We start from the raw sequence: 25,849 nt of genomic DNA, 5'->3' as shown, positions 1-25,849 counted from the left end.
TTTTTGGATAGCAATGTTTGGATTGGTATTTTGGAATTTGGCATTTCTAAATTAGATTTGTCTAAATTTTATTTTAGACCTTATGAATTTATCGGTAGCTGAGGAGAATTACATCAAATCTATTTACAAGCTGGAAGAAACTACAGACGGCGTGACCACCACCGGACTAGCCTATGAGCTGGACACTAAGCCCGCTTCTGTAACGGATATGGCGAAGAAGCTGAAAGAAAAGAAACTGATAGATTATGAAAAATACCAGGGCATCAGCCTTACTGCCGAGGGCAAAAAAGCCGCGCTGCACATTATACGGCGCCACCGGCTCTGGGAATGCTTCCTGGTAGAAAAACTGGCTTTCAGCTGGGAAGAAGTGCATGAACTGGCAGAGGAACTGGAACATGTCAGGAGCGAGAAACTCACCAACCGCCTCAGCGATTTCCTGGGCAATCCTACCATCGACCCCCATGGCGATCCCATACCCGATGCACAGGGTAAAATGAGCAAGCAACGCACGCAGATATCGCTGGACCTGGCACGCACCAAACGCCTGGAGGTAACGGCCGTATCCGATAAGTCTAATGCCCTGCTGGAATTCCTCACCGCCAAAGGCATACGCCTTGGCACCCAGCTGGAAATAATAGAACGCTACGAATTCGATAACTCAATTGAAATAAAGATCAGGAATCAACCGGCTTTTACCATCAGTGAACAGGTAAGCAAAAACATCATGGTAAGACCGGTGTAAGCTCATACGTTTATGGACCATACCGCTACATCGCTGAGTGAAGTACATCAGAGTATAGACACAACCGCACGTTCGCGCTGGAGAAAATTATTATCCTTTTTCGGGCCTGCCTACCTGGTAAGCGTAGGCTATATGGATCCCGGCAACTGGGCCACGGATCTGGCCGGCGGCAGCCAATACGGCTACCAGCTGCTATGGGTACTGCTGATGAGCAACCTCATGGCATTATTGCTGCAGAGCCTGAGCGCCCGCCTGGGCATCGTCAGGGGCCGCGACCTCGCACAGGCCAACCGCGAAACCTACCCTCCTACCATCAACTTCATACTGTATGTGCTAGCTGAGATTGCCATCGCCGCCTGCGACCTGGCAGAAGTGCTGGGCATGGCCATCGGTATACAGCTGCTGACAGGGCTGCCCCTGGCCTATGGCGTAAGCATTACCGTGCTGGATACCTTCCTGCTGCTGATATTACAGCGCTATGGCATCCGCAAAATGGAGGCATTTATTATCAGCCTGGTAGCCATCGTAGGTATCTCCTTCCTGGCAGAACTGGTCATGGCCAGGCCGCAGATGTCTGAAGTGGTGACCGGCTTTGTGCCTGCCATCCCCGATAATACAGCGCTCTACATTGCCATCGGCATCATCGGGGCCACTGTGATGCCGCATAACCTTTACCTGCATTCCGCCCTGGTGCAAACCCGCAAGATCCAACGCGATGAGGCTGGTATTAAACAGGCGCTGAAGCTGAACTTTATAGACAGCACCGTTGCGCTGAACCTGGCCTTCTTTGTGAACGCAGCCATACTGATCCTGGCGGCTACCGTGTTCTTTAAGACCGGCCGCACGGATATAGCAGAGATCCAGGATGCGCACCAGCTGCTGGAACAATTGCTCGGCAGTAAGCTGGCGCCTGTCCTGTTTGCCGTGGCGCTGATAGCTGCCGGACAAAGCTCTACCGTTACCGGTACGCTGGCCGGACAAATAGTAATGGAAGGCTACCTGCAGTTGCGTATCAACCCCTGGCTGCGCCGCCTGCTGACGCGCCTGCTGGCCATCGTACCAGCCCTGCTAACCATCCTGATAGCAGGTGATGATAAGGTAGGTGAACTCCTGGTATTCAGCCAGGTATTACTCAGCCTGCAACTAGGCTTTGCCATCATCCCCCTCATCCATTTTGTCAGCGACAAAAACACCATGGGCCCTTACGCCGTTAAGCCGCTTACAAAGCTGGTCAGCTGGCTGATCACCGGCATATTGGTGTACCTTAACCTCCGTATGGTGTTCACCGGCGCATTTGATTACATCAGCCACGACGGCAACGGCTGGATAGACGCCCTGATCATAGCAGGCGGGATCGGCTTTATCGTATTGCTGGTCATCACCATTGTATACCCTCTCCTGAACAAATACCGCCAAACAGCTTCGGTGCGCATCCACCCGTCACAGCTGTCTTTAGGCACTATGAAAAAACCGGAGTACTTCCGCATTGCCCTGGCCCTGGATTTCAGCAAGCATGATGAAAAAGTGATCACCAATGCAGTGGCTCACGGCAACGAACAAACGGAATTTCTCCTGATACACGTCGTAGAAAGTGCTTCCGCCAAATATTTTGGAAAAGACTCTGATGATTTTGAGACGCGGAAAGACCAGGAACAATTAGACACCTATCTCGCACTGCTGCGCGAACATAATATCAATGCCAGGGGCATACTGGGATACCGGCACCCGGCCAAAGAGATCGTGCGCATTGTAAAGCAGGAAAAAATAGACTTCCTGGTAATGGGCGGCCACGGCCACAGGGGCATCAAAGACTGGATATTCGGGGCCACTGCCAATGAAGTAAGGCACCAGGTGAAAGTGCCTGTGCTGGTGGTTCAGTAAATTAGTTTCAAACTATGCAACACAGCTTTCAGACAGGCGATCAGCAATATTTTACACGCGTAGTCCGCGACGAGGACTGCGCCACTTTTGACGACGGGATGGTGCACCCGGTGTACAGCACCTTCGCGCTGGCAAGAGATGCGGAATGGTGTTGCCGCCTGTTTGTACTGGAAATGAAAGATGCAGATGAAGAAGGAATGGGCACGATGATCAGCGTACAACATCTTGCACCAGCAAAAGTGGGTAGCAGTGTGGATTTTACAGCCACTATCACAAAGTTACAGGGCCATGAGATCATTTGCAGTTTCGAGGCCAGAATAGGGCAGCAGCTCATCGCTACAGGGGAACAGGGACAGAAAATACTGAAAAAAGAGAAGCTGAAACGCTTATTAGGCGGGGCTTAAGCCATTTTTTAACAAAATATTAATATAAAGCTTTCTTAATAAATTCCTGATCCGTGCCAAACCGGAACAATGTTTGGACTATGTTAAGCGAACCAAACGTTTTAACCATGTCTAAGAATAGTAAGGAATATGTAAAGAACAGCATTCAGGAATTAGCTACTGGTAATTACTTCAGCTATCCGGAAGATTACAGTCCTGCAAAGCGGGAAACTGAATATAATATCCAATCCCTTGCGAAAGGATATTGGGATGTTCGTGATATGAAAGAGATACAACGCGACGAGAAACTGGGTATAAACCTGGAAGACTATATCACCTGGACAAAAGACGCCTTCCTGGAATTCACTCAGCAACACGCCGATACACTGAACTAGCCCATACACTTGCCATAAAAAAGGGGCCGATCTACTGACGGCCCCTTTTTGTTTTTATTCCCTTGTAAAACTAATCGCTTTCAGGCTGATCTCCCCTTCCTCTACCTGCACGCGCAAAATATGTGTACCTTTTTTGAGCGGCGTTGCAGCACTGATCTTTTTTCCGTCTATCCATATGCTTACTCCATCTGCAGCAGGGCTGAGCGAAATAGTATAGTTGCCTTCCCGCTGTACCCCCAGCGTATACTGCAGCCATTCTCCGCTTTCAAAATTGCTGACAATATACCCATTCTCCTCCCGGATGTCTACACCATCATTGCGATATGCATGGCCACGATTGCCGCCCTGTATCTTCGGATCTGACACACGGTAATTAGCGCTGTCCTTATCAAAATAAGCCACGCCATTGGGCCCGAGATCATAATCTACAGCGGCTAATGTAGTATTGCCTGCGATGATATTCGGCTTATAAGGCAGCGCTGTAGGATGAAAAGGCTGACGGATCATCGCATCTACCACATCGCGGTGAAAGATATTATGTTCTGTTTTGGTATCTTCTACCAGCTGCATCAGGCCCTTGGTAGCATCTTCTTTTGAAGGCTTAGGCCCTTTACCTGCCCAGTAATCCACGATCTGCTGGTACTGCGGGTTCATAGGGATCTGCAATGGGTTATTATTACCAAGTTTTTTCAGCGGCCACCATGACCAGCCGATGTTATTGCTTTCGAGCAGGCGGATAGCAGAAGTGAACCATACATTGGAATTCTCACCGGTCTCTCCCAGCCACACCGGTATATTATATTCCGTTCTGGCTTTGAGGATATGCCGGATAGATGCTTCATCGTTGAAGTTCCAGTATTTGTGGTAGCTGAGCACCATGTTATTGTCCCAGGGCGGCAGTATGCCGTTATAATTATTTCCCCAGCCATTGCCTTCAATAATGACAATGTGTTTTTTATCCACTTCACGAATAGCGGCCGTGATCTCCTGCATCAGCTTTTTCAGCGGTGCATTGTTTTTTTCTTTGGTGCCGTTCCTGTCATTTGCAGGATCATCGAATCCCCAGTTAGGTTCATTGAGGATATCGTAAGCGCCTATCCAGGGCTCATTCTTGTAGCGGTCTGCCAGCCTGCGCCACAGGGCGATGGTCTTCTCCTGCTGCGCGCGGCTGTCCCATAGCGAAGGCTGTGCGGTATCGCGGTCGCTGATGTTGAGATCATTGCCTTGTCCGCCCGGTGCAGCATGCAGGTCCAGGATCAGGTACATGTGGTTCGCCTTGCACCAGGCCAGCAAGCTGTCTGTGAGCGCGAAGCCTTTTTCGAGCCAGGTGTTTTGCCCTGCCACCGGCTCTTTCTCTATAGGCAGCGTGTACAGCTGATAGTGCATAGGCAGCCTGACGGAATTGAAGCCCCATGCTTTGAGCGAGTCAATATCCTGTTTGCGCGTATGATTCGCCAGCCAGGCATCGTAGAAGGCCTGTGTTGTTGCAGGATCTGTCAGCTCCTGGATCCGTTCACGGATCTTGTGCTGCTGCCCCGGACCATTAACGCGCAGCATGTAGCCTTCCTGCAGCATCCATCCGCCGAGACCCATTCCCCTGAGCAGGACATTTTCATTTTTCTCGTTGACGATGCGGGTTCCGGAAGCTTTGAGAAAACCCTGCGCATAACTGATAGCGTGCGATAGCAGGCCGGCGGTGATGATACCGGCCATGAAAATATTTTTCTTCATGATGACGTGGTAAGCAGGATAAGCCTGCGGGAGGGTTAAAATAATAATAAAAGCCAAAAAAAACGAGGGCTGCCCCAGGAAATTGAGACAGCCCCCTTATAGAAGGATTAAATGGTAATAATTATTTACAACCCAAGCGCTGTTTTCAGCCGGGGATATCCTGTTTTGCTCACCGGCACCTTGGCCCCGGTTCTAAGGATAGCAAGGTGGTTCTCTTTTTCGTAGGGCTCTATACGGGTTACCTGGTTCACGTTCAGTATATACGAACGGTGCACCCGGGCAAACTGCTGCGGGTCCAGCGTTTGCTCAAAGAAGGCCATGGTCTTGTTCTTCAGGAAAGCGCCTTCCTGGGTAATGATCTTTACATAGTCATCTGCTGCTTCCAGGTAATGCACATCCTGCACGGGGATGATCTTGATCTTGCCATTGATCTTTACCACAATGCGGTTGCTTTGTGCAGGCATAGAAGCAGATGCCGTGTCCAGCAACTGTGCTGTTTGCTGGGGCACAACAGCAGGGGTAGCGGCGGTGCGGCTGCCCAGCCATTTCTGCAGCGCTTTTTCAAAGCGGTCTTTTGAGAAAGGTTTCAGCAGGTAATCTACCGCGTTCACTTCAAAAGCGCGGATGGCATGTTCTTCAAAAGCAGTGGTGAATATAACGGCCGGCAGTTCCTCTACCAGTTCCAGCATTTCAAAGCCGTTGATCTTAGGCATCTGGATGTCGAGGAACAGGATATCGGGCTGATGCTGCTGAATAGCTTTCAGCCCTTCAAAGCCGTCGTTACACTCCTGCAGCACCTGCACCTGCGGAAAGGACAGCAGGTATTCTTTTACGACTTCCCGGGCCAGCGGCTCGTCATCAATTATTATGGCTTTTATCATACGTCTGAGGAACTTTAATTAAGGTGGTGAAAATGAACTGATCGCTGCTGGTCTCCAGCAGATCGTGACGGGCAAACAGCAGATAGAGCCTGCGGCGGATAGAGCTGAGCCCGAAGCCCGTGCCGCGGTTAGGCTGCTGCAGGGCGCTGTCGTACGGATTCTGCACCTGTACATAAAGCATATCATCCTGCTGCCATGCTTTTATGGTAATAGTGATCGCATCTGTGGTATCATACAAGCCGAACTTAATAGCGTTCTCCACCACGGGTTGCAACAGCATGGGCGGCATCTGCAGCAGTTCTGATTCAGGCGTTGACGTTACCTCGGTAGAAAGCCGGTGGCCGAAGCGCACCTTTTCTATATCGAGGTACCATTGCAGGTATTGCAACTCTTCGGGCAGCGGTATCCAGTGCTGGTCTTCCCGCTTGAGGGTGCCGCGCAGAAAATCAGACAGCTTCAGCACCATTTCACGGGCCTGCTGCGGGCGGATGGCGATCAGCGCATTGATAGAGTTCAGGCTGTTGAAGAGGAAGTGCGGCTGCAATTGCTGTCGAAGCTTGTACAGTTCCGCTTCTCGTGACAGTCTTTCGGAAGCTTCACGGCGTTGACCTTCTTCCCGTTGTTCGGCTATATCATACCACACCAGGGCTTTCACCGCCATGGCGGTGATTACCAGCCAGGCTATGATGAAATGTACCGGTACAGCGGCGTTCAGCCATTCGATATAGGCCCGCTCATGAGGGAAGATATATTTCAGCAGCCAGTAAGTAATGGCCAGCCAGATAGCAGACAGCACCGTACTGTAAGAGAGCACAAAGATGTATTTGCCCCTGGCCGGGCGATAGTAAGCCAGGTTCTGTGTGATCATGCTTACCTTGGCAGACAGCAGCAGGATATGCACGGCGCTGTCTACCCAGGCGGTGGCAGGGCTGAGGTGGAACCACTGTATCAGCAGCACACCGTACACCAGTATAGAGATGTAGGTGGTCACTACCATGACCCAGCGGAAGTACTTATCTGATAAAGGTCTTTGCGCCATTAATAATTAAGAATTAATAATTAAGAATTAATAATAGCTTTAGTACATGTGATCTGTCCTGGTACATGCCTTAAGATTATTAATTCTTAATTATTCATTAGATTTCAATTACCTGCTGCTCCTGCAACTGGGACGATTTCATCTGCAGCCAGGCCACATAGGCGTTGGCATCTGCAGGCTCCTCGATCCGGGAGTACAGTTCCATACCGTCTGACAGCTGATCCAGTGTGTACAGCTCCGGTACATTGATAAATTTCCACTCTACCAGTTCCTGGCGTTGGTTTTTGAATGCATATTGTTCCTGCTGGCCTATTTCACGCGCCTTTTGCGCTGCTTCCTGTTTACTCTGGGCGCTGATCAGCCGCAGCTGCTCATCGAACTGAGGCATGTGATCTCCCGTTCCGCAAATGATCTGGTAAACTATTTTCGCTACATACCAACGCATACAAATAATTTTAAGGGTTCAATACAGGTTTGATCAATAACTTTTAATATCGATGCCGCCAAACACACAGGTGCCTCTGATTACCAGCACTTTTTCCGGGTTCTGCGTCATCAGTTCAGGGGGGCGTTTCTCTTCTACGCCGCCAAAGATGGTATTTACTTCGAGCTTTACCTCCCAGTTAGCCGGTACGATCAGCTCTACGCCGCCGAATATAGCGGTAGCCTCTATCACCACCTTACCGTTGAAGTCGGCCTGGGAGAAGTTTATTTCAGAGCCGCCGAAGATGGCGCTAACATCACCGCCCTGGAAGTTTTTGGACAATATTACCCGGTTATCGCTGCCAAAGATGGCGGTACAGTTCAGGTAGTCGTCTGAGCTGGCTCCCTGGATGGTTTCCCGATAAGAACCGGCAGTCCATCCATGGCTGGAACGCTCGGGGTACCTGGTGTCTGACCACTTATTACCGGAACGTTCCCAGTGCCTGCTGTAAGGACGTTTGGTGAGCATATAAACCCCTATCACCACCAGCACCAGGGGCCAGCCGTAACGGTGAAGGTTGAAGTCAAAGGGAATGATTTCTTCTGCCAGGAAAATACCTCCCACCAGCATCATCACAAACCAGGCGCCTCCCCTGAACCTATGCTTGATGCCTACCAGCAAACCCAGCGCAACCAGCATTGTTTTCCAGGAAAAGATCCAGTGAGGAATATCCAGGTGCAGGTTCTGCAGAAAGAGAAATACACCTATCAGAATGAGTATCATACCTCCCCATGTGCCTTTATTTCGTTTTTGTATAATATTCTGATCTTCCATTGTTTTTATGATTGTGATACAAAACTACGGGGAGGATCCTCTCCCTTCAACCCCATTTAGGTTAAAAATACCCGGGTTCCGGTAAACGGCGGGAAAAGGCCGGTAAAAAAAATCAGAATGCTTTACCTTTGCCCCCGATTACATCACATAAAGTAATTGTATTATGCCGGCAGAAAAGATCTTAATGACCAATGGGCAGTTAAAAGTTCCCGACCATGCTATTATTCCATTTATTGAAGGCGACGGTATAGGACCCGACATCTGGCGGGCCAGTGTACGTGTATTTGACGCCGCAGTGGAAAAAGCATATGGCGGTAAACGCAGGATTGAATGGAAAGAAGTACTGGCGGGCGAAAAGGCCTTCCAGCAAACCGGAGAATGGCTGCCGGCAGCCACCCTGGCGGCATTAAAGGAGTACCTGGTATCTATCAAAGGCCCGCTGACCACCCCGGTAGGCGGCGGGATCCGCTCACTGAACGTGGCCATGCGCCAGGAACTGGACCTCTACGCCTGTGTAAGGCCCGTACGCTGGTTCAATAAGGTACCCTCTCCCCTGCGGCATCCGGAGCACGTGAATATGGTGATATTCCGTGAGAACACCGAAGACATCTACGCTGGTATTGAATATATGTACGGTACCCCCGAGGCGCAGAAACTGCTGCACTTCCTGCAGAACGAGCTGGGCGTGAAAAAGATACGTTTCCCCGAAACTTCTTCCCTGGGCATTAAACCGGTGTCTAAAGAAGGTTCTGAAAGGCTGATCCGTTCAGCTATCCGCTACGCTATTGAGCACAAGCTGCCGTCTGTAACCCTGGTGCACAAAGGCAACATCATGAAGTTCACCGAAGGCGGCTTCAAGAACTGGGGCTATGCGCTGGCCAAACAGGAATTCGGCGAGCAGGTATACACCTGGGAAGAATGGGAAAACACCAAGAAAGACCAGGGCGAAGATGCCGCCAACAAGGAGATGAACATTGCCCTGGCGCATAAGAAGATCCTGATCAAAGACGTGATAGCCGACAACTTCCTGCAGCAGATCCTGCTGGCCCCGCAAGACTTCAGCGTGGTAGCCACCCTGAACCTGAACGGTGATTATATCTCCGATGCGGCAGCGGCTGCGGTAGGCGGTATTGGTATTGCCCCCGGCGGTAATATCAACTACATCACCGGACATGCGGTTTTTGAAGCTACCCACGGCACAGCGCCCCGCTTTGCCAATACCAATTCTATGAACCCTTCTTCTGTGATACTGAGCGGCGTAATGATGTTGGAATACATGGGCTGGAAAGAAGCTGCCGATATCATTGTGCATGGCCTGAGCACTGCCATCATGCGTAAACGGGTGACCATAGACTTCTATAAACTGATGGATGATGCCACCCTGGTATCTACAAGCGAGTTTGCAGACGAGATCATCAAACAACTCTAATCTTCGCTATAGTGCGTCCATTTACGGGTTACTAACAGGAAGGTATGACGCCTATATTATTAGTAATCCGTAATTTGGATTTAGTTCCATGTTATAGTATATTTCGGGTTTATCTTGCTTGAATAGTTGTAGATAACCTTATTAATCTAAAAAACTCACCTGAAATGGCAGAAAAGATCAAAGTCGCTAATCCGGTTGTAGAACTGGACGGAGATGAGATGACACGGATCATCTGGAAATTCATTAAAGACAAACTGATACTCCCCTACCTGGATGTTGATATCAAATACTACGACCTGGGCATCGAGCACCGTGATGCTACCAACGACCAGGTAACTGTAGATGCAGCCAATGCCATCAGAGAGATCGGCGTAGGCATCAAATGCGCTACCATTACGCCTGATGAAGAACGCGTAAAAGAGTTCAACCTGAAACAGATGTGGAAGTCGCCCAACGGCACTATCCGTAACATCCTGGACGGTACCGTATTCCGTGAGCCGATCGTAACTGCGAACGTTCCCCGCCTGGTGCCCAACTGGACTGCGCCTATCTGTATAGGCCGTCACGCTTTCGGCGACCAGTACCGCGCTACCGACTTTGTAACCAAAGGCAAAGGCAAGCTGACCATCACTTTTGAAGGTGAGAACGGCGAAAAGATCCAGCATGAAGTATACAATTTCAAAGGAGACGGCGTGGCCCTGGCGATGTACAATACAGACGAGTCTATCAAAGGCTTTGCACGCGCCTGCTTTAACCAGGCACTGATGAAGAAATGGCCGCTGTACCTGAGCACCAAGAACACCATCCTGAAAAAATACGATGGCCGCTTCAAGGACATCTTCGAAGAAATATACAAGAACGAGTTCAAAGCCGAGTTTGACAAACACAAACTGGTGTATGAGCACCGCCTGATCGACGACATGGTGGCCAGCGCACTGAAATGGAACGGTAACTTTGTATGGGCTTGTAAGAACTACGATGGCGACGTACAATCTGATACCGTAGCGCAAGGTTTCGGCTCACTGGGCCTGATGACCTCCACCCTGATCACGCCTGATGGTAAGGTAATGGAAGCAGAAGCTGCACACGGTACCGTTACCCGTCACTACCGCGATCACCAGGCAGGCAAGCCTACTTCTACCAACCCGATCGCTTCTATCTTTGCCTGGACCCGTGGTCTTGAGTTCCGCGGACGCCTGGACAACAACCAGGAGCTGATCAACTTCTGCCAGGCATTGGAGAATGTTTGCGTTGAAGTAGTAGAAAGCGGCAAGATGACCAAAGACCTCGCCGTATGTATCCATGGCAACAAAGTGGAGCACGGCAAACACTTCCTGTACACAGAAGAATTCCTGCAGGAACTGGACAATGCGCTGAAAGCAAAACTGAAGAAATAGCTGCAAGCGCCAAGCTGCAAGCTACAAGTAATACACTGCAAGCTACAGGTTACAGGCGACGAGCGCTTGTAGCTTGTAGCTTGCGGCTTTTAAGGGCTTTTAATAGCCTATGATCTTACGAAGACGCTTATCTTCCCCATAAATATCTTCATAGAACAGCAGGTGATCATCCTGCACATCGGCTGAAAAGTAACGGATGTAAATAGGTACGCGGCGGGAAAAATTTACCTGTTTCTTTTCCTGCATGGCCAGCCAGAGGCGCACGCTGTCGCGCGTATGGCGCAGCGTATCGTCCTGGATCAGGTACATGGCCAGGCTATCCCATTCCTGTACCCTTACACAGCCGTGGCTGAGGGCGCGGTAATTATTTTTGAACAGGCCGCGGCTATTGGTATCGTGAAGGTATACACTGTACTTGTTCATGAAGTTGAACTTCATAATGCCGAGTGAATTATCTACGCCGTCCATCTGGCGCAGCACGTAAGGAAAATACCCTTTGTGCAGTTTGTTCCAGTCTATCGTGGCGGGATCAACGGCGTTGCCGTCGCGGTCTATTACTTCCAGGTTCTTTTCTGCGAGGTAATTAATATCCTTCCGGATAGCGGGCAGCATTTCCTTGAACACAATACTGTAGGGCACCCGCCAGTAAGGGAACATCATGAAATTGGCCATCCTGGAATTGAGCAGGGGCGTACGGGTACGGGGAGTACCCACGATCACGCGCGATTGCAATACCACCTCTCCGCTGTCTACTACCACCAGCTGATAAGCCGGTACATTTACCAGGATAAAGCGATTGGGCATGGAATCCGGCATTTTACGCCAGCGATCCAGGTTAAGGGCCACCTGTACCTGCCAATCATACAGTGAGCGGTTCAACATTTGCCGGGTCTTTTTACCCGCTACTCCATCGGGATAAAGGTTGAACTCACGCTGAAAGGCCTTGACGCCCTCTTTCAGCAGCGTGGTATCACCGGGCCTGCCGGTAGTATCTACATAGGCGCCCTGCACTAACCTGTTCAGCAATTGTTGTTTGAAAGCCAGGGTATCAGTATAATTCTCCGGGATGGTATCCCAGCGGAGGCCCTGGTATTTTTCGCGGAAAGCCAGCAATTGCTGTTTTAATGTAAGGTAAGCGCGCTGGGTGGGCTCCAGCTTGTGCAGTGTTTCAGATATATTCTTTTGCTGTAATGCCTGTTGCAGCATACCGGCGAGTGTAATATCCGTAAAGACGGAGTCCGGACGGAGTGTAATGCTATCCCTGGGCGCAACGCCAAAATGCAGGTGCGATGCCATCTTCATAAAAGCGTCAGAGAGCATCACATCTACCTTCGCCCAGAGGGCGGCATCTTTACGGGCATTGCTATCTGTCTTGATCTGGTACATGGCCGCAGTGAGGGCGCCGCCATGATAGCGCTCCGGCAGCAGGCCCGCATCCATGGCATGCTGCACCAGGTAAAGCATGGTATCGGCATTGCTGCTGGCTACTCCGTTGTCTGACCATTGCGGCGCATTTTTTTGCTGCCCGTAGAAAAACTGTAAGGCGGCGGAGGCAGCAGGCACACTATCTTCCATAACGCCGTTATTATCGGACATATAGGATAGCCGTTCTGCGATATTCTCCGGGATAGCTTCGTGCAGCTCTTTCACATTCTTTACGATCACCTGCTGCCTGGGCGGCTTTTTATGCCTGCAGGCTACCATCAGACACACTCCTGCTAATAACAATAAATGTTGGGTGATAAACTTACGACTCATTTAATACCAGGTACTCTTGCTTAAAAGTTAAATGTTTACAAATACTGTGCTGGTTTTGTCAAAGGCAGGTTAACATGGGAGCTATCAGCTATTAGGTTTTAGCCGCTGGCCGCGCGATTGCTAAAAGCCAGCAGCTAACCGCCAGCAGCTGTTATTGGCAGCAGTTCTTCTTTACGAATAAAGATCGTACAAACCGTAATATACCTATCAATACATGTTTCATCATATTCAGATCGCGTCCAGCGGGCGGCGCTTGTGCTCTTTTAACTGTTTGAACTGGCTGGGTGTAAGGCCGGTCACTTTTTTAAACTGGCCGGATAAATGCGCAACGCTGCTATAGCCTAACTGGTAGGCTATTTCACTGAGATTCAGCTCGTCGTAAACAAGCAGCTCTTTTACCCGTTCTATTTTTTGCTGAATGATATATTGTTCGATGGTAATCTGCTCCAGTTCGGAAAACAGGTTGCTCAGGTAATGATAATCTTTATGCAAACGGCTGGCCAGGAGGGTGGAGAAATTCTCCTTCATTTCGTATAACGGAGAGTGATGAATGGTGGCTATAATGATATTCTTGATAGCCTCCACCAGCTGCTGCTTTCTGTCGTCTACCAGGGGCAGGCCTTCGTGCTGCAGGGCAAGGGAGATTGCCTCCAGGCGCTCGCGGTCGGGCTGGCTGTTAAGCACGGCTTTACCCAGCTGCACATCCTGTATGGACATACCCTCATTTTCAAGCACTGTCCTCACTGTTTTAATACAGCGGGGACAAACCATATTTTTTATGTGCAATTCAAAAGTTTGCATGGGGTACAAAGGTAGCACATATTTCGCTACCTACTCGACCGCCTCAGCCGCTGTTTCCTGTATACGATCGGCCAGGTCAAGTAAAAGGGATATATTCATGCCCATTCCGCCGGTTACCTCGGGACGCAGATAACCATCCAGATCAGGTTCGTAGTAAACGTCCAGTCCGTTCACATTCACCCTATACCGTTGAGTATGACCATTCAACAATTGTACATCATACCTGTTAGCGTTCAGCTTTATCGTAAATGCCTTCATGTTATAGAATTTTGCTTTAACCACTTTCAACAAAAATCTTAACAAAAGTTACGCCATTCAGCTAACATAACCATCACTTTATTTAGTAGTTAATTGACGAACCACCAACGAAGGCCTACCCGCAGGCCAAAGCCGTTATTCGGGTAAAGGGGGGCTAAATAATTATTGGTTTTCAGGAAAGTATTGAGATTTTCTGCCCGGATGTAGGCAGAAAGGGACTTAATGCGGAAATGCAGAAAGCCTGCCACATCAGGCAGGTTATAAGCCACCCGCTGTGTACGCTGATACACAAACTGGCCGGGAAGTGGCGAATAGTCGTCCGCATAGTAATCCGTGTTATACTTGCCTTCCAGGCCTACCATCATATTCAGGTTATTGAATATACGATTCTCGTAGGCAATGCGGTGGCGGGTCCAGATGGTGGGCACATTTACAGGGCCGTTGCCATGTACCTGCTGGAAGGCGATATCGGCATACCAGTTCCAGTGCTTCACCTTGAAATGCTTGCTGAAGATCACTTCCAGCACGTTAAAAATGCCGGTAGACTGCGCGCTGTGCATGTAATCACTGAAATAAGTGTAATTGCTATAGATATAGTAATTAGCCACCAGGTTATATCTCAGTTGTTTATTGTCTGCCGCGAACTGCAGCTGGGTTATATTTTCTTTTGCCAGATCGGTGTTATACCAGCTATCGCGACTATAGCTGAAGAACTTATATACAAAGGAGGGCTCGCGGTTCACGTTGCGGAACATCAGGCTTACATTACCCAGGGTGGGATTGAAGTACCGGCTTAGCATGCCGCTCACACTGTAATCTCCTATATTGCGCCCCAGCACATAGAACTCGCCTTTAGCGGAGAAGTCCCATAGGTCGTTCTTCGTTTTATTCCGGTACTCTCCGTGCAAGGCCAAATTATTAAACTGTAGGCTGGCATTGTCTATAAAATCACCCTTGGTATGGTCAAAGCGGGCGCCCACACTGATAAAGTGCGCCAGGTTACCCCTTACGGGAAACTGCATCAGCGACAGGTCGTTAGAGAGGGTGCGCCAGCGCTGGTTAGCCCTGATGGTGTCGCCTGCGCCCCTGTAAACAATGTCGTAATGTTTGGTATAGTAGAAGGTATCCGGGTCATTATCCACAAAACCGAAGCTGTTGGCCTGTGAACGGAAGGTATATTGTACCCTGAACACCGGATCAAACTTGTAGTACTGCGTGGTATCGTTCACTTTAACGGTATCGCCTTTGCCCCAGTCATATTGCTGGATCAGCTGGATACCGCGCATGGCGTACTGTGATTTTACGGCAATGGTAGTACCGAAGAACGCATAGGTGGGAACATCCGTATTACCGAGGTTCACATCCAGTGTCCTTCTTTCGCTGTAGTCGCTGTTAGTGAGCTGTTCAGGCTTTCGCAGGCCGCCGTTCTCACCCCCGTTGATCTTATTATAATAATAGCTGAAATAGGTGTGGGCGCGTTTATTCTGGCTCTGGTAATTGGCGGTTACCCGGTAACTGTCATGGTTGGTGTTCTGCGTACGGAAATAGCCGGGGGCGTTCACCTTCCGGTAATCGAATGCAAAATTGAAGTTCTCATTACGGTTCTGGGTATGTGATACCCCGATCACCTGTTCCTGTTTGGGCCCGATCAGGTACTGCAGCTCTGAATAGGGACGGGTGGTATTATAATAGCGTGCGTTCTCGTGGTTGTAGGTATAGACGTCGTATGCATGAAAACCTTCATCAAAGCCGGCCTGCATACGGGGACTGAAGATAATATTGCGGGCGGCGGCGCCGGTATTACCCAGGGTGGTATAATTGGCGGGTACCCGCAGGTAATTGTTATAAAAATCAACTACGGAAGAATCCAAGTGATGCGCTACCGGGTCTCCCTGGTAGTAATATTTAAGGGTGATGGTATCCGGCCCCAGGTTACGCTGGGAGGTATCCCGCTGCAAACGGCCGCCACCACCGCCATAGTTACCGAAACTGCCTGTATTGAACTGCGCCATTGCCTGGCTGCCAACCATTACCAGCAAACCCAGCATGATGAAAAAATGCCTCATTAGTATTGTGCTTTTAGCTGCTAGCTACTGGCCATTAGCTTTAGCATGCTGCTGCTGAAAGCTAATAGCTAAGTGCTAATGGCTAACTGTTTGTATCAATTCCCTGAAAATACGCGTTAATTTAGGTTCTGCTGCGCTGGCTGCCTGCAGCACTTCTTCGTGGGTGATCACATTTTCCTCTTCCCGTATGCCGATGTCCGTTATTACGCTCATGGCAAACACCTTCAATCCTGCATGCACCGCTACGATCACTTCGGGCACGGTGCTCATGCCCACGGCGTCGCCGCCGATGATATGCATGAACTTATATTCCGCGCGGGTCTCGAAGGTAGGCCCCTGTACGCCTACATATACGCCTGTATGTACTGCTATATTGGCGGCAGTAGCAATTTTTTTGGCCTCCGCTATCAGTGTTTTGGAATAGGGTTCGCTCATATCCGGGAAGCGGGGGCCCAGGGTATCATCGTTTTGCCCGCGCAAGGGGTGCTCGGGCTGCAGGTTAATATGGTCGCGGATGATCATCAGGTCTCCAACGCTGAAGGCGGCGTTCATGCCTCCGGCGGCATTGGAAATGAGCAGGGTATGAATGCCCAGGGCCTTCATGACCCGGATGGGGAAGGTAACCTGCTGCATGGAAAAGCCTTCGTAGTAGTGGAACCTCCCTGCCATCGCCACCACCGGTCTGCCCTGCATCCGGCCCAGAATGAGCCTGCCATGATGCCCTTCCACCGTAGAAACAGGGAAGTGGGGAATATCCCCGTAGGGAATCTCTGTCCGGTCTGTGATATCGGCTACCAGGCCGCCTAAGCCGCTGCCCAGGATGATGCCTACAGCCGGCTGGATGTTACACTGGCCGCTGATATAATCAGTGGCATCGGCTATTTTCTTTAATAAGTCGCTCATTTATGAAAAAAGTTGACAGTTGTTAGTCGTTAGTTGTCAGTGATCTAAACGAATATAAACAGTCGCAGTGATCACTGACAACTTGCAACTGACAACTAACAACTGTTTTTTGTTCGCGCAAAGTTATTTTTAAATTCACAAACCCTGTGGTTTTATATTTAAACATTAATGCCCTATTTTAGCGGTCAAATTTTTTGACTGATGAATTTACATGAATACCAGGCGAAAGAACTGTTAAAAAAATATAACGTACCGGTACAGGAAGGTATTCCGGTGGATACTCCCGAAGCAGCCGCTGAAGCGTACAAACAGCTGAAAGTGCAGTTCGGTAACGAGTTTGCGGTGGTGAAAGCCCAGATCCATGCGGGTGGACGCGGTAAGGGAAAGATCCGCGGTACGGAGCAGAACGGTGTGAAGGTAGGCAAGAACGCAGAGGATGTAAAGACCATCGCCGGTAATATATTAGGCGGTGTGCTGGTGACCATACAGACTGGTCCTGCCGGTAAGCTTGTAAATAAAGTGCTGGTGGCGCAGGATGTTTACTATCCCGGCCCCAACCCTGTCAAGGAATTGTACCTGTCTATCCTGCTGGACCGCGCCAAAGGCCAGAATGTGATCATTTACTCCACAGAAGGCGGTATGGACATTGAAGAAGTAGCGCACAAAACGCCTGATAAAATATTCAAAGAGTGGGTATTCCCCGGTGGACCGCTGCAACCCTTCCAGGCCAGGAAGATCGCTTTCAACTTTGGCCTGAGCGGCGAAGCTTTCAAGAATATGGTGAAATTCGTGACCAACCTGTATAATGCATACGTTGGACTGGACGCCAGCCAGGTGGAGATCAACCCCCTGTTTAAAACTTCCGACGAAAAGATCATTGCAGTGGACTGTAAGATGATCCTCGATGATAACGCCCTGATGCGCCATCCTGACCTGGAAGCGCTGCGCGACATCACCGAAGAAGATCCTACAGAAGTAGAAGCTGGCAAATATAACCTGAACTTTGTGAAACTGGACGGTAACGTGGGCTGTATGGTGAATGGCGCCGGGCTGGCCATGGCTACCATGGACATGATCAAATTAAGCGGCGGCGAACCTGCCAACTTCCTGGACGTAGGCGGTACTGCCAATGCCCAGACCGTAGAAGCGGGTTTCCGTATCATCCTGAAAGATCCGAAGGTGAAGGCCATCCTGATCAATATCTTCGGCGGTATCGTACGTTGCGACCGTGTAGCCCAGGGTGTTATTGATGCTTACCAGTCTATCGGCAACATCACCGTACCGATCATTGTACGCCTGCAGGGTACCAATGCGGAAGAAGCCAAAAAGCTGATCGAGCAGAGCGGCCTGAAAGTACAGTCTGCGATCCTGCTGAGCGAGGCGGCTGCACTGGTAAACAAGGCAGTAAGCGCGTAAGCAAGCTATCAGCATAAAATAAATGCAGAGGGCGTGTCAACTTTTGATACGCCCTTTGTTATTTAAATAGAGCCTCTTCCTGCATCTTTTCCTCACTCACATTGCGCTTGCTCGCCAGGACATCGTGTAAATAACGTCTAGCTATAATAATGATATAGTATCTCTTTAAAGAGTTACTATATCATTACTATATCGTTACTTTATCGTTACTATATCCGGGAAGGTGAGTGCAATACTAAGGGCACCTTTATAGGGTTTGCGTGCTAAATTCACTGAATGATCGTACCTTCGTTATCCATCCTTCTATATACCCTGCTTTCCGTGGGGAGCAGACTTATTTACCTACCATTCTAAAGTCTGAGTAATGCAACGTTTACGATCTTTCTTCTTATTCTGCTCGGGGGCGCATGCACCTTTGTTAAAACGGGCGCCCACTGAAACCAACAAGTACGCCGGTATCGGGGGCACTATTTTTTTTACCGGCCTGCTGGCTGCCATATCCGGGGGATACGCCCTGTGGACCGTTTTTAACGAGCTGTGGGCGGCCCTGCTGTTCGGGCTGATCTGGGGCCTGATGATCTTTAACCTGGACCGTTACATTGTGGCCAGTATGAAAAAGCGGGACCGCTTCCTGCAGGAGGCCGGTATGGCCACTCCCCGCCTGGTGCTGGCCGTGCTTATTGCCGTGGTCATATCCAAACCGCTGGAGCTGCAGGTATTCAACAAAGAGATCAAAGCCGAGCTGGTGACGATGGAACAGCAAATATACAAAACGCAGGAGGATAAAGTAAAAGAGCGCTACCAGGCCCGTATCAATGAGCTGAATGCCACCATTGCCCGGCTGAACGCCGGTATACAGGAGCAGGCCGCCCGGCGGGACACCCTGGCCCTGATAGCCCAGCAGGAAGCTGATGGCACCGGCGGTTCCATGAGACGGAACCTGGGCCCTATCTACAAAGCCAAAAAAGCAGATGCTGACCGGGCCGCCGAAGAGCTGCGGGCCACCACTGACCAAAACCAGCAACTAATCAGCCAGTACCGCCAGGAGCTGCAATCCATCGACTCCTCCATGAAGGCCGATCTACCCGCAGCGGGCCGCAGCCGCCTGGATGGCTTAGCCTCCCGCCTGGATGCACTGGGCCGGATCACAGACCGCAGCACGCCCATACGCTGGGCCAACTGGTTCATTATACTGCTGTTCATCGCCATAGAATGCGCACCGGTATTTGTGAAGCTGATCTCTCCGAGGGGGCCGTATGATGATCTGCTGCATGAGCATGAACATGCATTTGAGATCCACCGCAAACAGAAAATAGCGCTACGGGAAATGGCCTACGAAAAACGGATCGCCGATGCCAGGATGCTGACAGAATAACATCCCATTAAGACGGATTTTGCTTAACTTAAAGTAGCGCAAAATCCATGTCTATGCAGGTCCATCTTAAAACTATACATGACAGCAGTGCAGCAGTAGCCTGGTCGGGCCCCCGTACCGTAGTGGTAGACCGTACTCCGCGCAGCGGAGGCCTGGGCATTGGCTTTAATGGCGGAGAGCTGTTGCTGATGGCCATCGGGGCCAGCTACTGTAATGATCTTTTCCGGGACGCCGCGGCGTTTGACGTACAGCTGGACCAGGTAGAAATTATCGTAAACGGAGACTGGGGCGGAGAGCCGCTGCATGCACAGAACCTGCGGTATGATGTGAAAGTACGTTCCGGTTCCCCACGGGAAAAAATCGAGGCCCTGCTGAAACACACCGATCAGCATGCGGAGGTGCTGGCTACCTTACGAAGCGGCACGGCAGTGAAGCTGAATAATTATGAATTAAGTCGTCAGTGACTAGTCGCTAGTCGTCAGTGATCAAAGCGAAGCTCATTATCTCTGCATTACTTACGACTTACGACTAATGACTAACGACTAACGACTTCTTAACTCGCCAGCTCCACCTCATATATCGGGCTGAAAAGATAAATGCGGTTCGTGGCTACTTCTTCGCAGCGGTAGCGTTTGCGGATCTTCTCGCCTTTTTTGAAAATGCGGCCGTCTTTGGTGCGGAACAGCTGGTGTAACGGGATCTGCTCTACGAAGAAGTGGTTCTCTTTGCGTTTGTCATACCGTTTGAGGGTGCGCATCAGGTTATCATCGGCACAGGAGCTGGCAGCGGGGTTCTGCATGCTTTGGCGTACCGCCTCTTCCACATCTGCCGGCAAAAAGCCCTTGCCTACAAACTGCTTTAATATTTTGGAGAATTCGCCCTTCCATTCCTTGCCATGGGAGGCTACCCTGTTGCCAAAATGGTTAAACGTGACGAGATGGGCTATTTCATGCAGCAGGGTGATGAGAAAGGCATACTTATTCAGGTTGCCGTTCACGCTGATGCGGTGGCCGCCCTTACGGTCGGGGTGACGATAATCGCCCAGGATGCTTTGGCGCTCCCTGGTAAGGGTGAGATGCACTTTATACTCAACAATATAGGCCATTACCTGCTCAAAAGTGCCATCAGGCAGGTAGGCTGCTAATGCATGTAAAGGCGCTTCCTGCTTCACAACCGTTTCAGGTTTTTCTTTTAAGCAACTTGTACAGGCTCAATGTTTCGAACACGGTATAAACCAGGTACAAGAACATCAATGTAAAAATGGTAGCCCTGCTCACATCGGGGCGTGTTACGAGGACATAGATGGTAATCCCTATCAGGCATAGGAAAAGCTTGCTGAAGGTAGATGCATATACCATCCGGATAAAAACATGATTATTCGCGGCCGCCAGTCCCTTACGGCTCATGAAATAGGATAACCCCGTTATACCTGCGAGCACCACGTTTCCGGCCAGCAGCACGGCATAATGCATACCTGCGTCCAGTAAACGGGGTTTTAGTAATATGAACGCTCCATTCAGGATGGAGAAGATAATAATCAGTCTAATTAAAAAACGGTCATTCATTCCGCCGGGTGTCTTTTATAATTTGCCACAAAAGTAGTGTTAAACCCAGTAAAGAAAAAATGATCATGAATACAGGGATGCGCCACCCCGTCCGCTGGTCTATCTTATAACCAACGAATACTGCCAGACCCAGTGTGGCCATCATCTGAAAAGCCAACCCGGCGTAACGTAATAGTATCTTGTTGCTATTACGCTTCTTCTCCTGTGGTGGCTTCTTCTTTGAAGAAGGACTTTCCATGTTTATCTTTCGCGTTCTCGGTTTCGTCTGCCTCCATGTAGCAACGACCGTTGAACTTAGCTGTAGGCTCCATTTCGAAGTGAGCGGTGTACACATCACCTTTTACGAATGCATTGGCTTTCAGGAACAGCAGCTCATCTACTTTAATAATGCCTGTTACTTTTCCCAGTATGTCGGCGCTCTGACATACCAGGTCGCCGGTGATCTCACCTTCCGGACCTACCACGATCTTAGCTTTGGTAGATACCAGGCCATTCACCTGACCATCGATACGGATATCACCCTCGCAAACAATATCCCCCTGGATAGAGGTGCCGCTGCCAATGATATTCACATTTGAAGAAGGCAGTATCGCCTTGCTTTCGCCCTTTGAGTTACGGTTGTTGTTAAACATAGGTTTTCAAGTGTTTGGTTTTTCAATTAATAGGATGAAGTTAATAAAAATAATTAAATATTATCAATTTAATTAATAGGTACTATTATCTACTTTAGGGACTTTCAACATCGTGGTATCAACTTTACCGGTAAAGTCTCCGTTAATGACCTGTTTGATATTATTCAGGTACTGGTCGCGGGCAATAATTGCATTCTCCAGCGAATCGGTACGTACTTTGAGTTTGATGAATTCCCGGCGCTGCTTCAGATCGCCATAGCCCGGTATATAATATCGTAAAGGCGTGAACACCACAGTAGCTACCGTAATGGTGACCAGGAGTACGAACAGCGTGCTCAACGCTACGTATACGCTCATTCTCGACAATTTAAACGAAGTGACTTCTTCATAGGTATCATCATTCATTATAACCAGGCGGTACTTATGATGTATTCTCCCCAGATCTCTCCCCTTTTTTTTGTTTCGCTTAGCCATACATTTACATGTAAGTTGTCAGTTGCTAGTTGTCAGTTGTGAGTGCCCAGAGGCGAAAAAGCCTTTGTTCGCTGCATTCACCGACAACTGACAACTAACAACCGGCAACTATTAAGATTTAATCCGGCTAAAATTAAACAATTATATTATAACTAGCAGGTGTAAAAGGAAATTCTCTCTTCCCTTATTCGTAAAATAAATAGTCCTATCTTTAAAATAATTTTTAACATAAACAGTTATAATAGTAGCCTATACACCCGGCATCCATGAATCGCTATCGGTCATTATTACTATATCTACTTCCCCGCGCTGTAAGTTTCTTGTTACTCAGTACTGGTCCATTAGCGGTGTCCGCCCAGAGCAAAGATTCGAGCAGAGTCCAGCAGCGAAGAATGCCTGTTAAAGCCCAGGCCGCCCCCAAGGTGCAGGACAGAAGACCGCCGTCTGAAAAGATGGCTGAAAAAAAGTTTACCTGGAACCGCCGCCTGATGCAGAACCTGGTTACCCGTTATAACTATTACTATAACGCTAAAATGAAGCTGGACAATGTTGTAAAGAACGTTGCCAGGCAAGGCCTGGACAATTACAACGACCTCCTGCCCTTCTACCCTTACAGCCTGCAGGATCTGGGCCTGAACAAGACCGACCTCGATTCTGTGATCATCAAGGCCTCTGTAGGCATCCAGATACATGACCCCCGCGGCAAATGGATAGACGACTGCTACCTGCTGATAGGCCGGGCCTACTTTTACAAAAGCGACTGGGAGAATGCGCAGAAGACCTTCCAGTTCATGAACATCGCTTTTGCTCCCAAGAAAAAAACGGACTATACCACCGTGGTAGGTTCCAATGAAAATGACCAGATCTCTATCGCCACCAAAGAGAAAAGAAAAGGCCTCTTTGGCAGGGTGAAACATAAAAAGGCACGTAACGACGCCTTCCTGTGGAGCGCCAGAACGCTGCTGGAAGAAAAAGAATATGACCAGGTGCAGGGCCTGCTGAACCTGCTGGCTACTGATCCTAACTTCCCCAAGCGCCTGGATGGCGACCTGGCCGAAGTGCGCGCCTACAGCCATTACAAGCAGGGCCGCTATGCAGAGACCATCGATCCGCTGCGCGAGGCGATCAAACAAAGCGATAACCGCGAGTCACGGGCCAGGATGTCGTTCATCCTGGGACAGCTGTACGCCCGCCTGCTGAAAGCCGATTCTGCCATGGCCATGTTCAGAAAAGTGATCCGTCAGAAGCCTGATCCCATGATGGATTTCCAGGCGCGGATCCAGATAGCCAAGCTGAACGTACAGGGCGGTAATGGTACCCTGGAACAGAGCCTGGCCGCCTTACGCAACATGCTGAAGAAAGAACGCTTTATCCCCTTCCGGGACGCGATCTATTATACCATGGCCACCCTGACGACGCCCTCCAACCCGGAGGCCGCCCTCGGGTATCTGCAGCAATCGCTGAAACAACCCAGCGACAACCCCGTACAGAAAGCGCTTTCCTTTAAAGCCGTAGCAGATATTTATTACAGCCAGCATAAATACCAGCTGGCCAGGAACTTTTATGACAGTACCGCTGCCGTTATGCCGCCCGAATTTGCCGATGCAGGCGTAGTGAACGTGCGCAAGGCCGTGCTGGGAGACGTAGCAGACCGGGTGAACGCCATACAAAGAGAAGACAGCCTGCAGCGGATAGCCGCCATGCCGGAGAGCTCCCGCCTGCCCTTCCTGGAGCAGATGGCCGCCAATATCCGCAAGGCTGCGGAAGAAGACAGGAAAAAAGCGGCAAAAGAGCTGGCCGGACAAGCCGATAACAGCGCTGATAACAATAACCCGCTGGTTACGAACAACCCTTTCGGCGCCAATGGCCCCCGTAATGGCGCCAATAACGACGAACAGGGCGATTGGTATTTTTATAATAACGCCAGCAAGGCGTCCGGCTATTCAGAGTTCAAACGGCGCTGGGGCAATCGCCAGTCTGCCGATAACTGGCGGCGGAGCCAGCAAAATACCGTGAACCTGGCCAATAATAACCAGCCGCTGACCGACCAGGTAAGCGATTCCCTGCAAACCGGCGCCAGTACTGCCAAAACAGTACCACCGGATAGCGTAACGGCGCAAAGCCTGAGTGCAGACCTGCCGCTTACACCAGAAAAGCTGGAGCATTCAAAAACGGTACAGATGGACGCCTGGTTTGACCTCGGCAAACTGTACCACGATAAACTGGATGATACCCAGCAGGCCATCGAAGCGTATGACACCCTGCTGCTCAAGTTCCCTGACCATCCCCGGAAGCCGGAAGTGTTGTATTCCCTCTACGTATGGCACAGCAGCCTGAAGGACCATACCGCACAGGCCAACCAGTATAAGAACATGGTGCTGACCCAATACGGCAACACCAATTTTGCCAACATCATTAAGTTTGGCGCGCTGCAGGATGTGGACGCAAACAAGAAAAAACAGATCTCCACTGCTTACGACTCCGCCTATACGGCTTTCCGCTCGGGTAATTACGAGCTGGCCCTGCAGCGTAAGCGCGAGGCAGATTCTACTTTCGGCTTCAATTACCTGGCGCCGAAGTTTGACCTGCTGGAGGCCATGATCATTGTAAAAACAGATACTACGGATGCGCTGACCGATTCCCTCTTCCTGGGTAAAAAGGCAGTAGAAGCAGTGATGAATAAATACCCCGGCGACGAAGGAATCCATACCCAGGCCCAGGCCCTGCTGGATGCCCTGAACCGGAAAAAGGACCTGGTAGCTTACCTGGCCCAGCTGCAACTGCAGAAAAGGGATTCCGGCGGCACCATGGTAGATGAGGATGTTTCTATCCGCTACCCCTGGCAAACGCCCAAACCGCAGCTGGACTCTGCCCGGCTGAAAACAGCCGTGCCAGGCGCAGCGCCAGCCATCGCCAACAATGTGACGGCTGCTCCGCCGCCTCCGATGACGGTAACGGCGCCTCCCCCGCCGCCTAAACCGGTAACACCGTATAAGCTGAGCGCCACTAATCCTCATTTTGTGGTACTGTCGTTCCAGAAAGTGTCGAAAGCCCTGCTGGATGAAGGCCTGGATAAATTTATCCGCTATAATGCCAGCAAGCACCCGAACGAAAAAATAGAGGTGGGCAGCTTTGTGCTGTCGCCCACGGAGATCATGCTGGTGTTCCGCCTGTTCCCGGATGAGAATAAGGCCCTGGACTATTTTGACGAGATACGGGTGGCGGCGCCTACAGATATCATTCCCCGCATCCCCCCAACAGAATATAATATGTTCGTTATATCCAGGGACAATTTCATTTTACTGAACAGCACCAAAGATCTGCAGGGATACCGGGAATTCTTTGACAAAAATTATATTACCCAATAATCAATTACGCCACCCCGGGGTTGGTACGAAATTAGCATTTAATAAGCGTAGAGAAAGCTGACTTTAGTTCAATTTATAATTCGTAAATGACTAATTC

The 25,849-nt window shown here is 49.9% G+C and carries 25 protein-coding genes; 10 read left to right on the top strand and 15 right to left on the bottom strand.

Annotation, left to right across the window (positions count from 1 at the left end):
• Window positions 1-82 precede the first annotated feature (82 nt).
• The 4 genes from ACR9Y8_RS24060 to ACR9Y8_RS24045 all read left to right on the top strand — a co-directional run bounded on the left by ACR9Y8_RS24060 (window position 83) and on the right by ACR9Y8_RS24045 (window position 3,401).
• The gene (locus ACR9Y8_RS24060; RefSeq protein ID WP_481215803.1) at window positions 83-742 is read left to right on the top strand and encodes a metal-dependent transcriptional regulator; all 660 of its coding nucleotides are present in this window, start codon (window positions 83-85) and stop codon (window positions 740-742) included.
• A gap of 12 nt (window positions 743-754) precedes the next feature.
• Window positions 755-2,623 carry an Nramp family divalent metal transporter gene (locus tag ACR9Y8_RS24055; RefSeq protein ID WP_481215802.1) on the top strand — a complete coding sequence of 623 codons (1,869 nt, stop codon included), beginning with the start codon at window positions 755-757 and terminating at the stop codon, window positions 2,621-2,623.
• A gap of 14 nt (window positions 2,624-2,637) precedes the next feature.
• Window positions 2,638-3,027 carry a thioesterase family protein gene (locus tag ACR9Y8_RS24050; protein ID WP_481215801.1) on the top strand — a complete coding sequence of 130 codons (390 nt, stop codon included), beginning with the start codon at window positions 2,638-2,640 and terminating at the stop codon, window positions 3,025-3,027.
• A gap of 107 nt (window positions 3,028-3,134) precedes the next feature.
• Complete coding sequence (locus ACR9Y8_RS24045; protein WP_481215800.1) at window positions 3,135-3,401, top strand: hypothetical protein; 267 nt, start codon at window positions 3,135-3,137, stop codon at window positions 3,399-3,401.
• Window positions 3,402-3,455: 54 nt separating this feature from the next.
• Here the strand turns inward: ACR9Y8_RS24045 and ACR9Y8_RS24040 are convergent, their stop codons facing one another.
• From ACR9Y8_RS24040 to ACR9Y8_RS24020, 5 genes are all read right to left on the bottom strand, one after another.
• Window positions 3,456-5,132, bottom strand: a complete 1,677-nt coding sequence (locus ACR9Y8_RS24040; RefSeq protein ID WP_481215799.1) for a cellulase family glycosylhydrolase — start codon at window positions 5,130-5,132, stop codon at window positions 3,456-3,458.
• Window positions 5,133-5,257: 125 nt separating this feature from the next.
• On the bottom strand, window positions 5,258-6,013 hold the full coding sequence (locus tag ACR9Y8_RS24035) for a LytR/AlgR family response regulator transcription factor (protein WP_481215798.1): 756 nt from the start codon (window positions 6,011-6,013) through the stop codon (window positions 5,258-5,260).
• Window positions 5,991-7,052, bottom strand: a complete 1,062-nt coding sequence (locus tag ACR9Y8_RS24030) for a sensor histidine kinase (RefSeq protein WP_481215797.1) — start codon at window positions 7,050-7,052, stop codon at window positions 5,991-5,993. The genes ACR9Y8_RS24035 and ACR9Y8_RS24030 overlap by 23 nt, the downstream gene beginning before the upstream one ends.
• A 97-nt stretch (window positions 7,053-7,149) precedes the next feature.
• Window positions 7,150-7,497 carry a DUF4288 domain-containing protein gene (locus tag ACR9Y8_RS24025; RefSeq protein ID WP_481215796.1) on the bottom strand — a complete coding sequence of 116 codons (348 nt, stop codon included), beginning with the start codon at window positions 7,495-7,497 and terminating at the stop codon, window positions 7,150-7,152.
• 33 nt (window positions 7,498-7,530) lie between these two features.
• On the bottom strand, window positions 7,531-8,310 hold the full coding sequence (locus tag ACR9Y8_RS24020; protein WP_481215795.1) for a LiaF transmembrane domain-containing protein: 780 nt from the start codon (window positions 8,308-8,310) through the stop codon (window positions 7,531-7,533).
• A gap of 163 nt (window positions 8,311-8,473) precedes the next feature.
• Here ACR9Y8_RS24020 and icd point away from each other — a divergent pair, with 163 nt between their 5' ends.
• Complete coding sequence (icd, locus tag ACR9Y8_RS24015) at window positions 8,474-9,739, top strand: NADP-dependent isocitrate dehydrogenase (RefSeq protein ID WP_481215794.1); 1,266 nt, start codon at window positions 8,474-8,476, stop codon at window positions 9,737-9,739.
• A 164-nt stretch (window positions 9,740-9,903) separates the two neighbouring features.
• Entirely contained in the window at window positions 9,904-11,136 is a 1,233-nt protein-coding gene (locus tag ACR9Y8_RS24010; protein WP_481215793.1) for an NADP-dependent isocitrate dehydrogenase, read from the top strand.
• 99 nt (window positions 11,137-11,235) lie between these two features.
• On the opposite strand, the gene ACR9Y8_RS24005 is transcribed toward ACR9Y8_RS24010, so the two are convergent.
• The 5 genes from ACR9Y8_RS24005 to ACR9Y8_RS23985 form a co-directional block, all read right to left on the bottom strand.
• Window positions 11,236-12,894 carry a L,D-transpeptidase family protein gene (locus ACR9Y8_RS24005; RefSeq protein WP_481215792.1) on the bottom strand — a complete coding sequence of 553 codons (1,659 nt, stop codon included), beginning with the start codon at window positions 12,892-12,894 and terminating at the stop codon, window positions 11,236-11,238.
• Between the two features lie 228 nt (window positions 12,895-13,122).
• Window positions 13,123-13,629 (bottom strand): helix-turn-helix domain-containing protein, encoded by a 507-nt coding sequence (locus ACR9Y8_RS24000; protein WP_481215791.1) that lies wholly within the window; start codon window positions 13,627-13,629, stop codon window positions 13,123-13,125.
• Between the two features lie 96 nt (window positions 13,630-13,725).
• Entirely contained in the window at window positions 13,726-13,953 is a 228-nt protein-coding gene (locus ACR9Y8_RS23995) for a hypothetical protein (RefSeq protein WP_481215790.1), read from the bottom strand.
• 89 nt (window positions 13,954-14,042) lie between these two features.
• Complete coding sequence (locus ACR9Y8_RS23990) at window positions 14,043-16,019, bottom strand: putative porin (protein ID WP_481215789.1); 1,977 nt, start codon at window positions 16,017-16,019, stop codon at window positions 14,043-14,045.
• A 75-nt stretch (window positions 16,020-16,094) separates the two neighbouring features.
• Window positions 16,095-16,922, bottom strand: a complete 828-nt coding sequence (locus tag ACR9Y8_RS23985) for a purine-nucleoside phosphorylase (RefSeq protein ID WP_481215788.1) — start codon at window positions 16,920-16,922, stop codon at window positions 16,095-16,097.
• A gap of 201 nt (window positions 16,923-17,123) precedes the next feature.
• Here ACR9Y8_RS23985 and sucC point away from each other — a divergent pair, with 201 nt between their 5' ends.
• The 3 genes from sucC (at window position 17,124) to ACR9Y8_RS23970 (ending at window position 20,177) form a co-directional block, all read left to right on the top strand.
• The gene (gene sucC / locus ACR9Y8_RS23980) at window positions 17,124-18,338 is read left to right on the top strand and encodes an ADP-forming succinate--CoA ligase subunit beta (protein ID WP_481215787.1); all 1,215 of its coding nucleotides are present in this window, start codon (window positions 17,124-17,126) and stop codon (window positions 18,336-18,338) included.
• A 364-nt stretch (window positions 18,339-18,702) separates the two neighbouring features.
• Window positions 18,703-19,713, top strand: coding sequence for a DUF4407 domain-containing protein (locus tag ACR9Y8_RS23975; protein ID WP_481215786.1), 1,011 nt, complete (start codon window positions 18,703-18,705; stop codon window positions 19,711-19,713).
• A gap of 53 nt (window positions 19,714-19,766) precedes the next feature.
• Complete coding sequence (locus tag ACR9Y8_RS23970) at window positions 19,767-20,177, top strand: OsmC family protein (protein WP_481215785.1); 411 nt, start codon at window positions 19,767-19,769, stop codon at window positions 20,175-20,177.
• Window positions 20,178-20,266: 89 nt separating this feature from the next.
• Here the strand turns inward: ACR9Y8_RS23970 and ACR9Y8_RS23965 are convergent, their stop codons facing one another.
• From ACR9Y8_RS23965 to ACR9Y8_RS23945, 5 genes are all read right to left on the bottom strand, one after another.
• Window positions 20,267-20,884, bottom strand: coding sequence for a SprT-like domain-containing protein (locus ACR9Y8_RS23965; RefSeq protein ID WP_481215784.1), 618 nt, complete (start codon window positions 20,882-20,884; stop codon window positions 20,267-20,269).
• A 7-nt stretch (window positions 20,885-20,891) separates the two neighbouring features.
• The gene (locus tag ACR9Y8_RS23960; protein ID WP_481215783.1) at window positions 20,892-21,278 is read right to left on the bottom strand and encodes a hypothetical protein; all 387 of its coding nucleotides are present in this window, start codon (window positions 21,276-21,278) and stop codon (window positions 20,892-20,894) included.
• Entirely contained in the window at window positions 21,271-21,516 is a 246-nt protein-coding gene (locus tag ACR9Y8_RS23955) for an AtpZ/AtpI family protein (protein ID WP_481215782.1), read from the bottom strand. The genes ACR9Y8_RS23960 and ACR9Y8_RS23955 overlap by 8 nt, the downstream gene beginning before the upstream one ends.
• A complete protein-coding gene (locus ACR9Y8_RS23950; protein WP_481215781.1) occupies window positions 21,467-21,910 on the bottom strand; it encodes a bactofilin family protein in 444 nt (147 codons plus the stop codon). Before ACR9Y8_RS23950 ends, ACR9Y8_RS23955 begins: the two co-directional genes overlap by 50 nt.
• A 72-nt stretch (window positions 21,911-21,982) precedes the next feature.
• Window positions 21,983-22,267: a hypothetical protein gene (locus ACR9Y8_RS23945; protein WP_481215780.1), complete on the bottom strand. Its 285-nt coding sequence runs from the start codon at window positions 22,265-22,267 to the stop codon at window positions 21,983-21,985.
• Between the two features lie 509 nt (window positions 22,268-22,776).
• Here ACR9Y8_RS23945 and porW point away from each other — a divergent pair.
• Entirely contained in the window at window positions 22,777-25,752 is a 2,976-nt protein-coding gene (gene porW, locus ACR9Y8_RS23940; RefSeq protein WP_481215779.1) for a type IX secretion system periplasmic lipoprotein PorW/SprE, read from the top strand.
• Window positions 25,753-25,849 lie beyond the last annotated feature (97 nt).

The organism is Chitinophaga sp. SVR4-12A (assembly GCF_056754765.1).
Note: the sequence above shows the minus strand (reverse complement) of the source record. Positions and strands in the feature narration are given on the sequence as shown.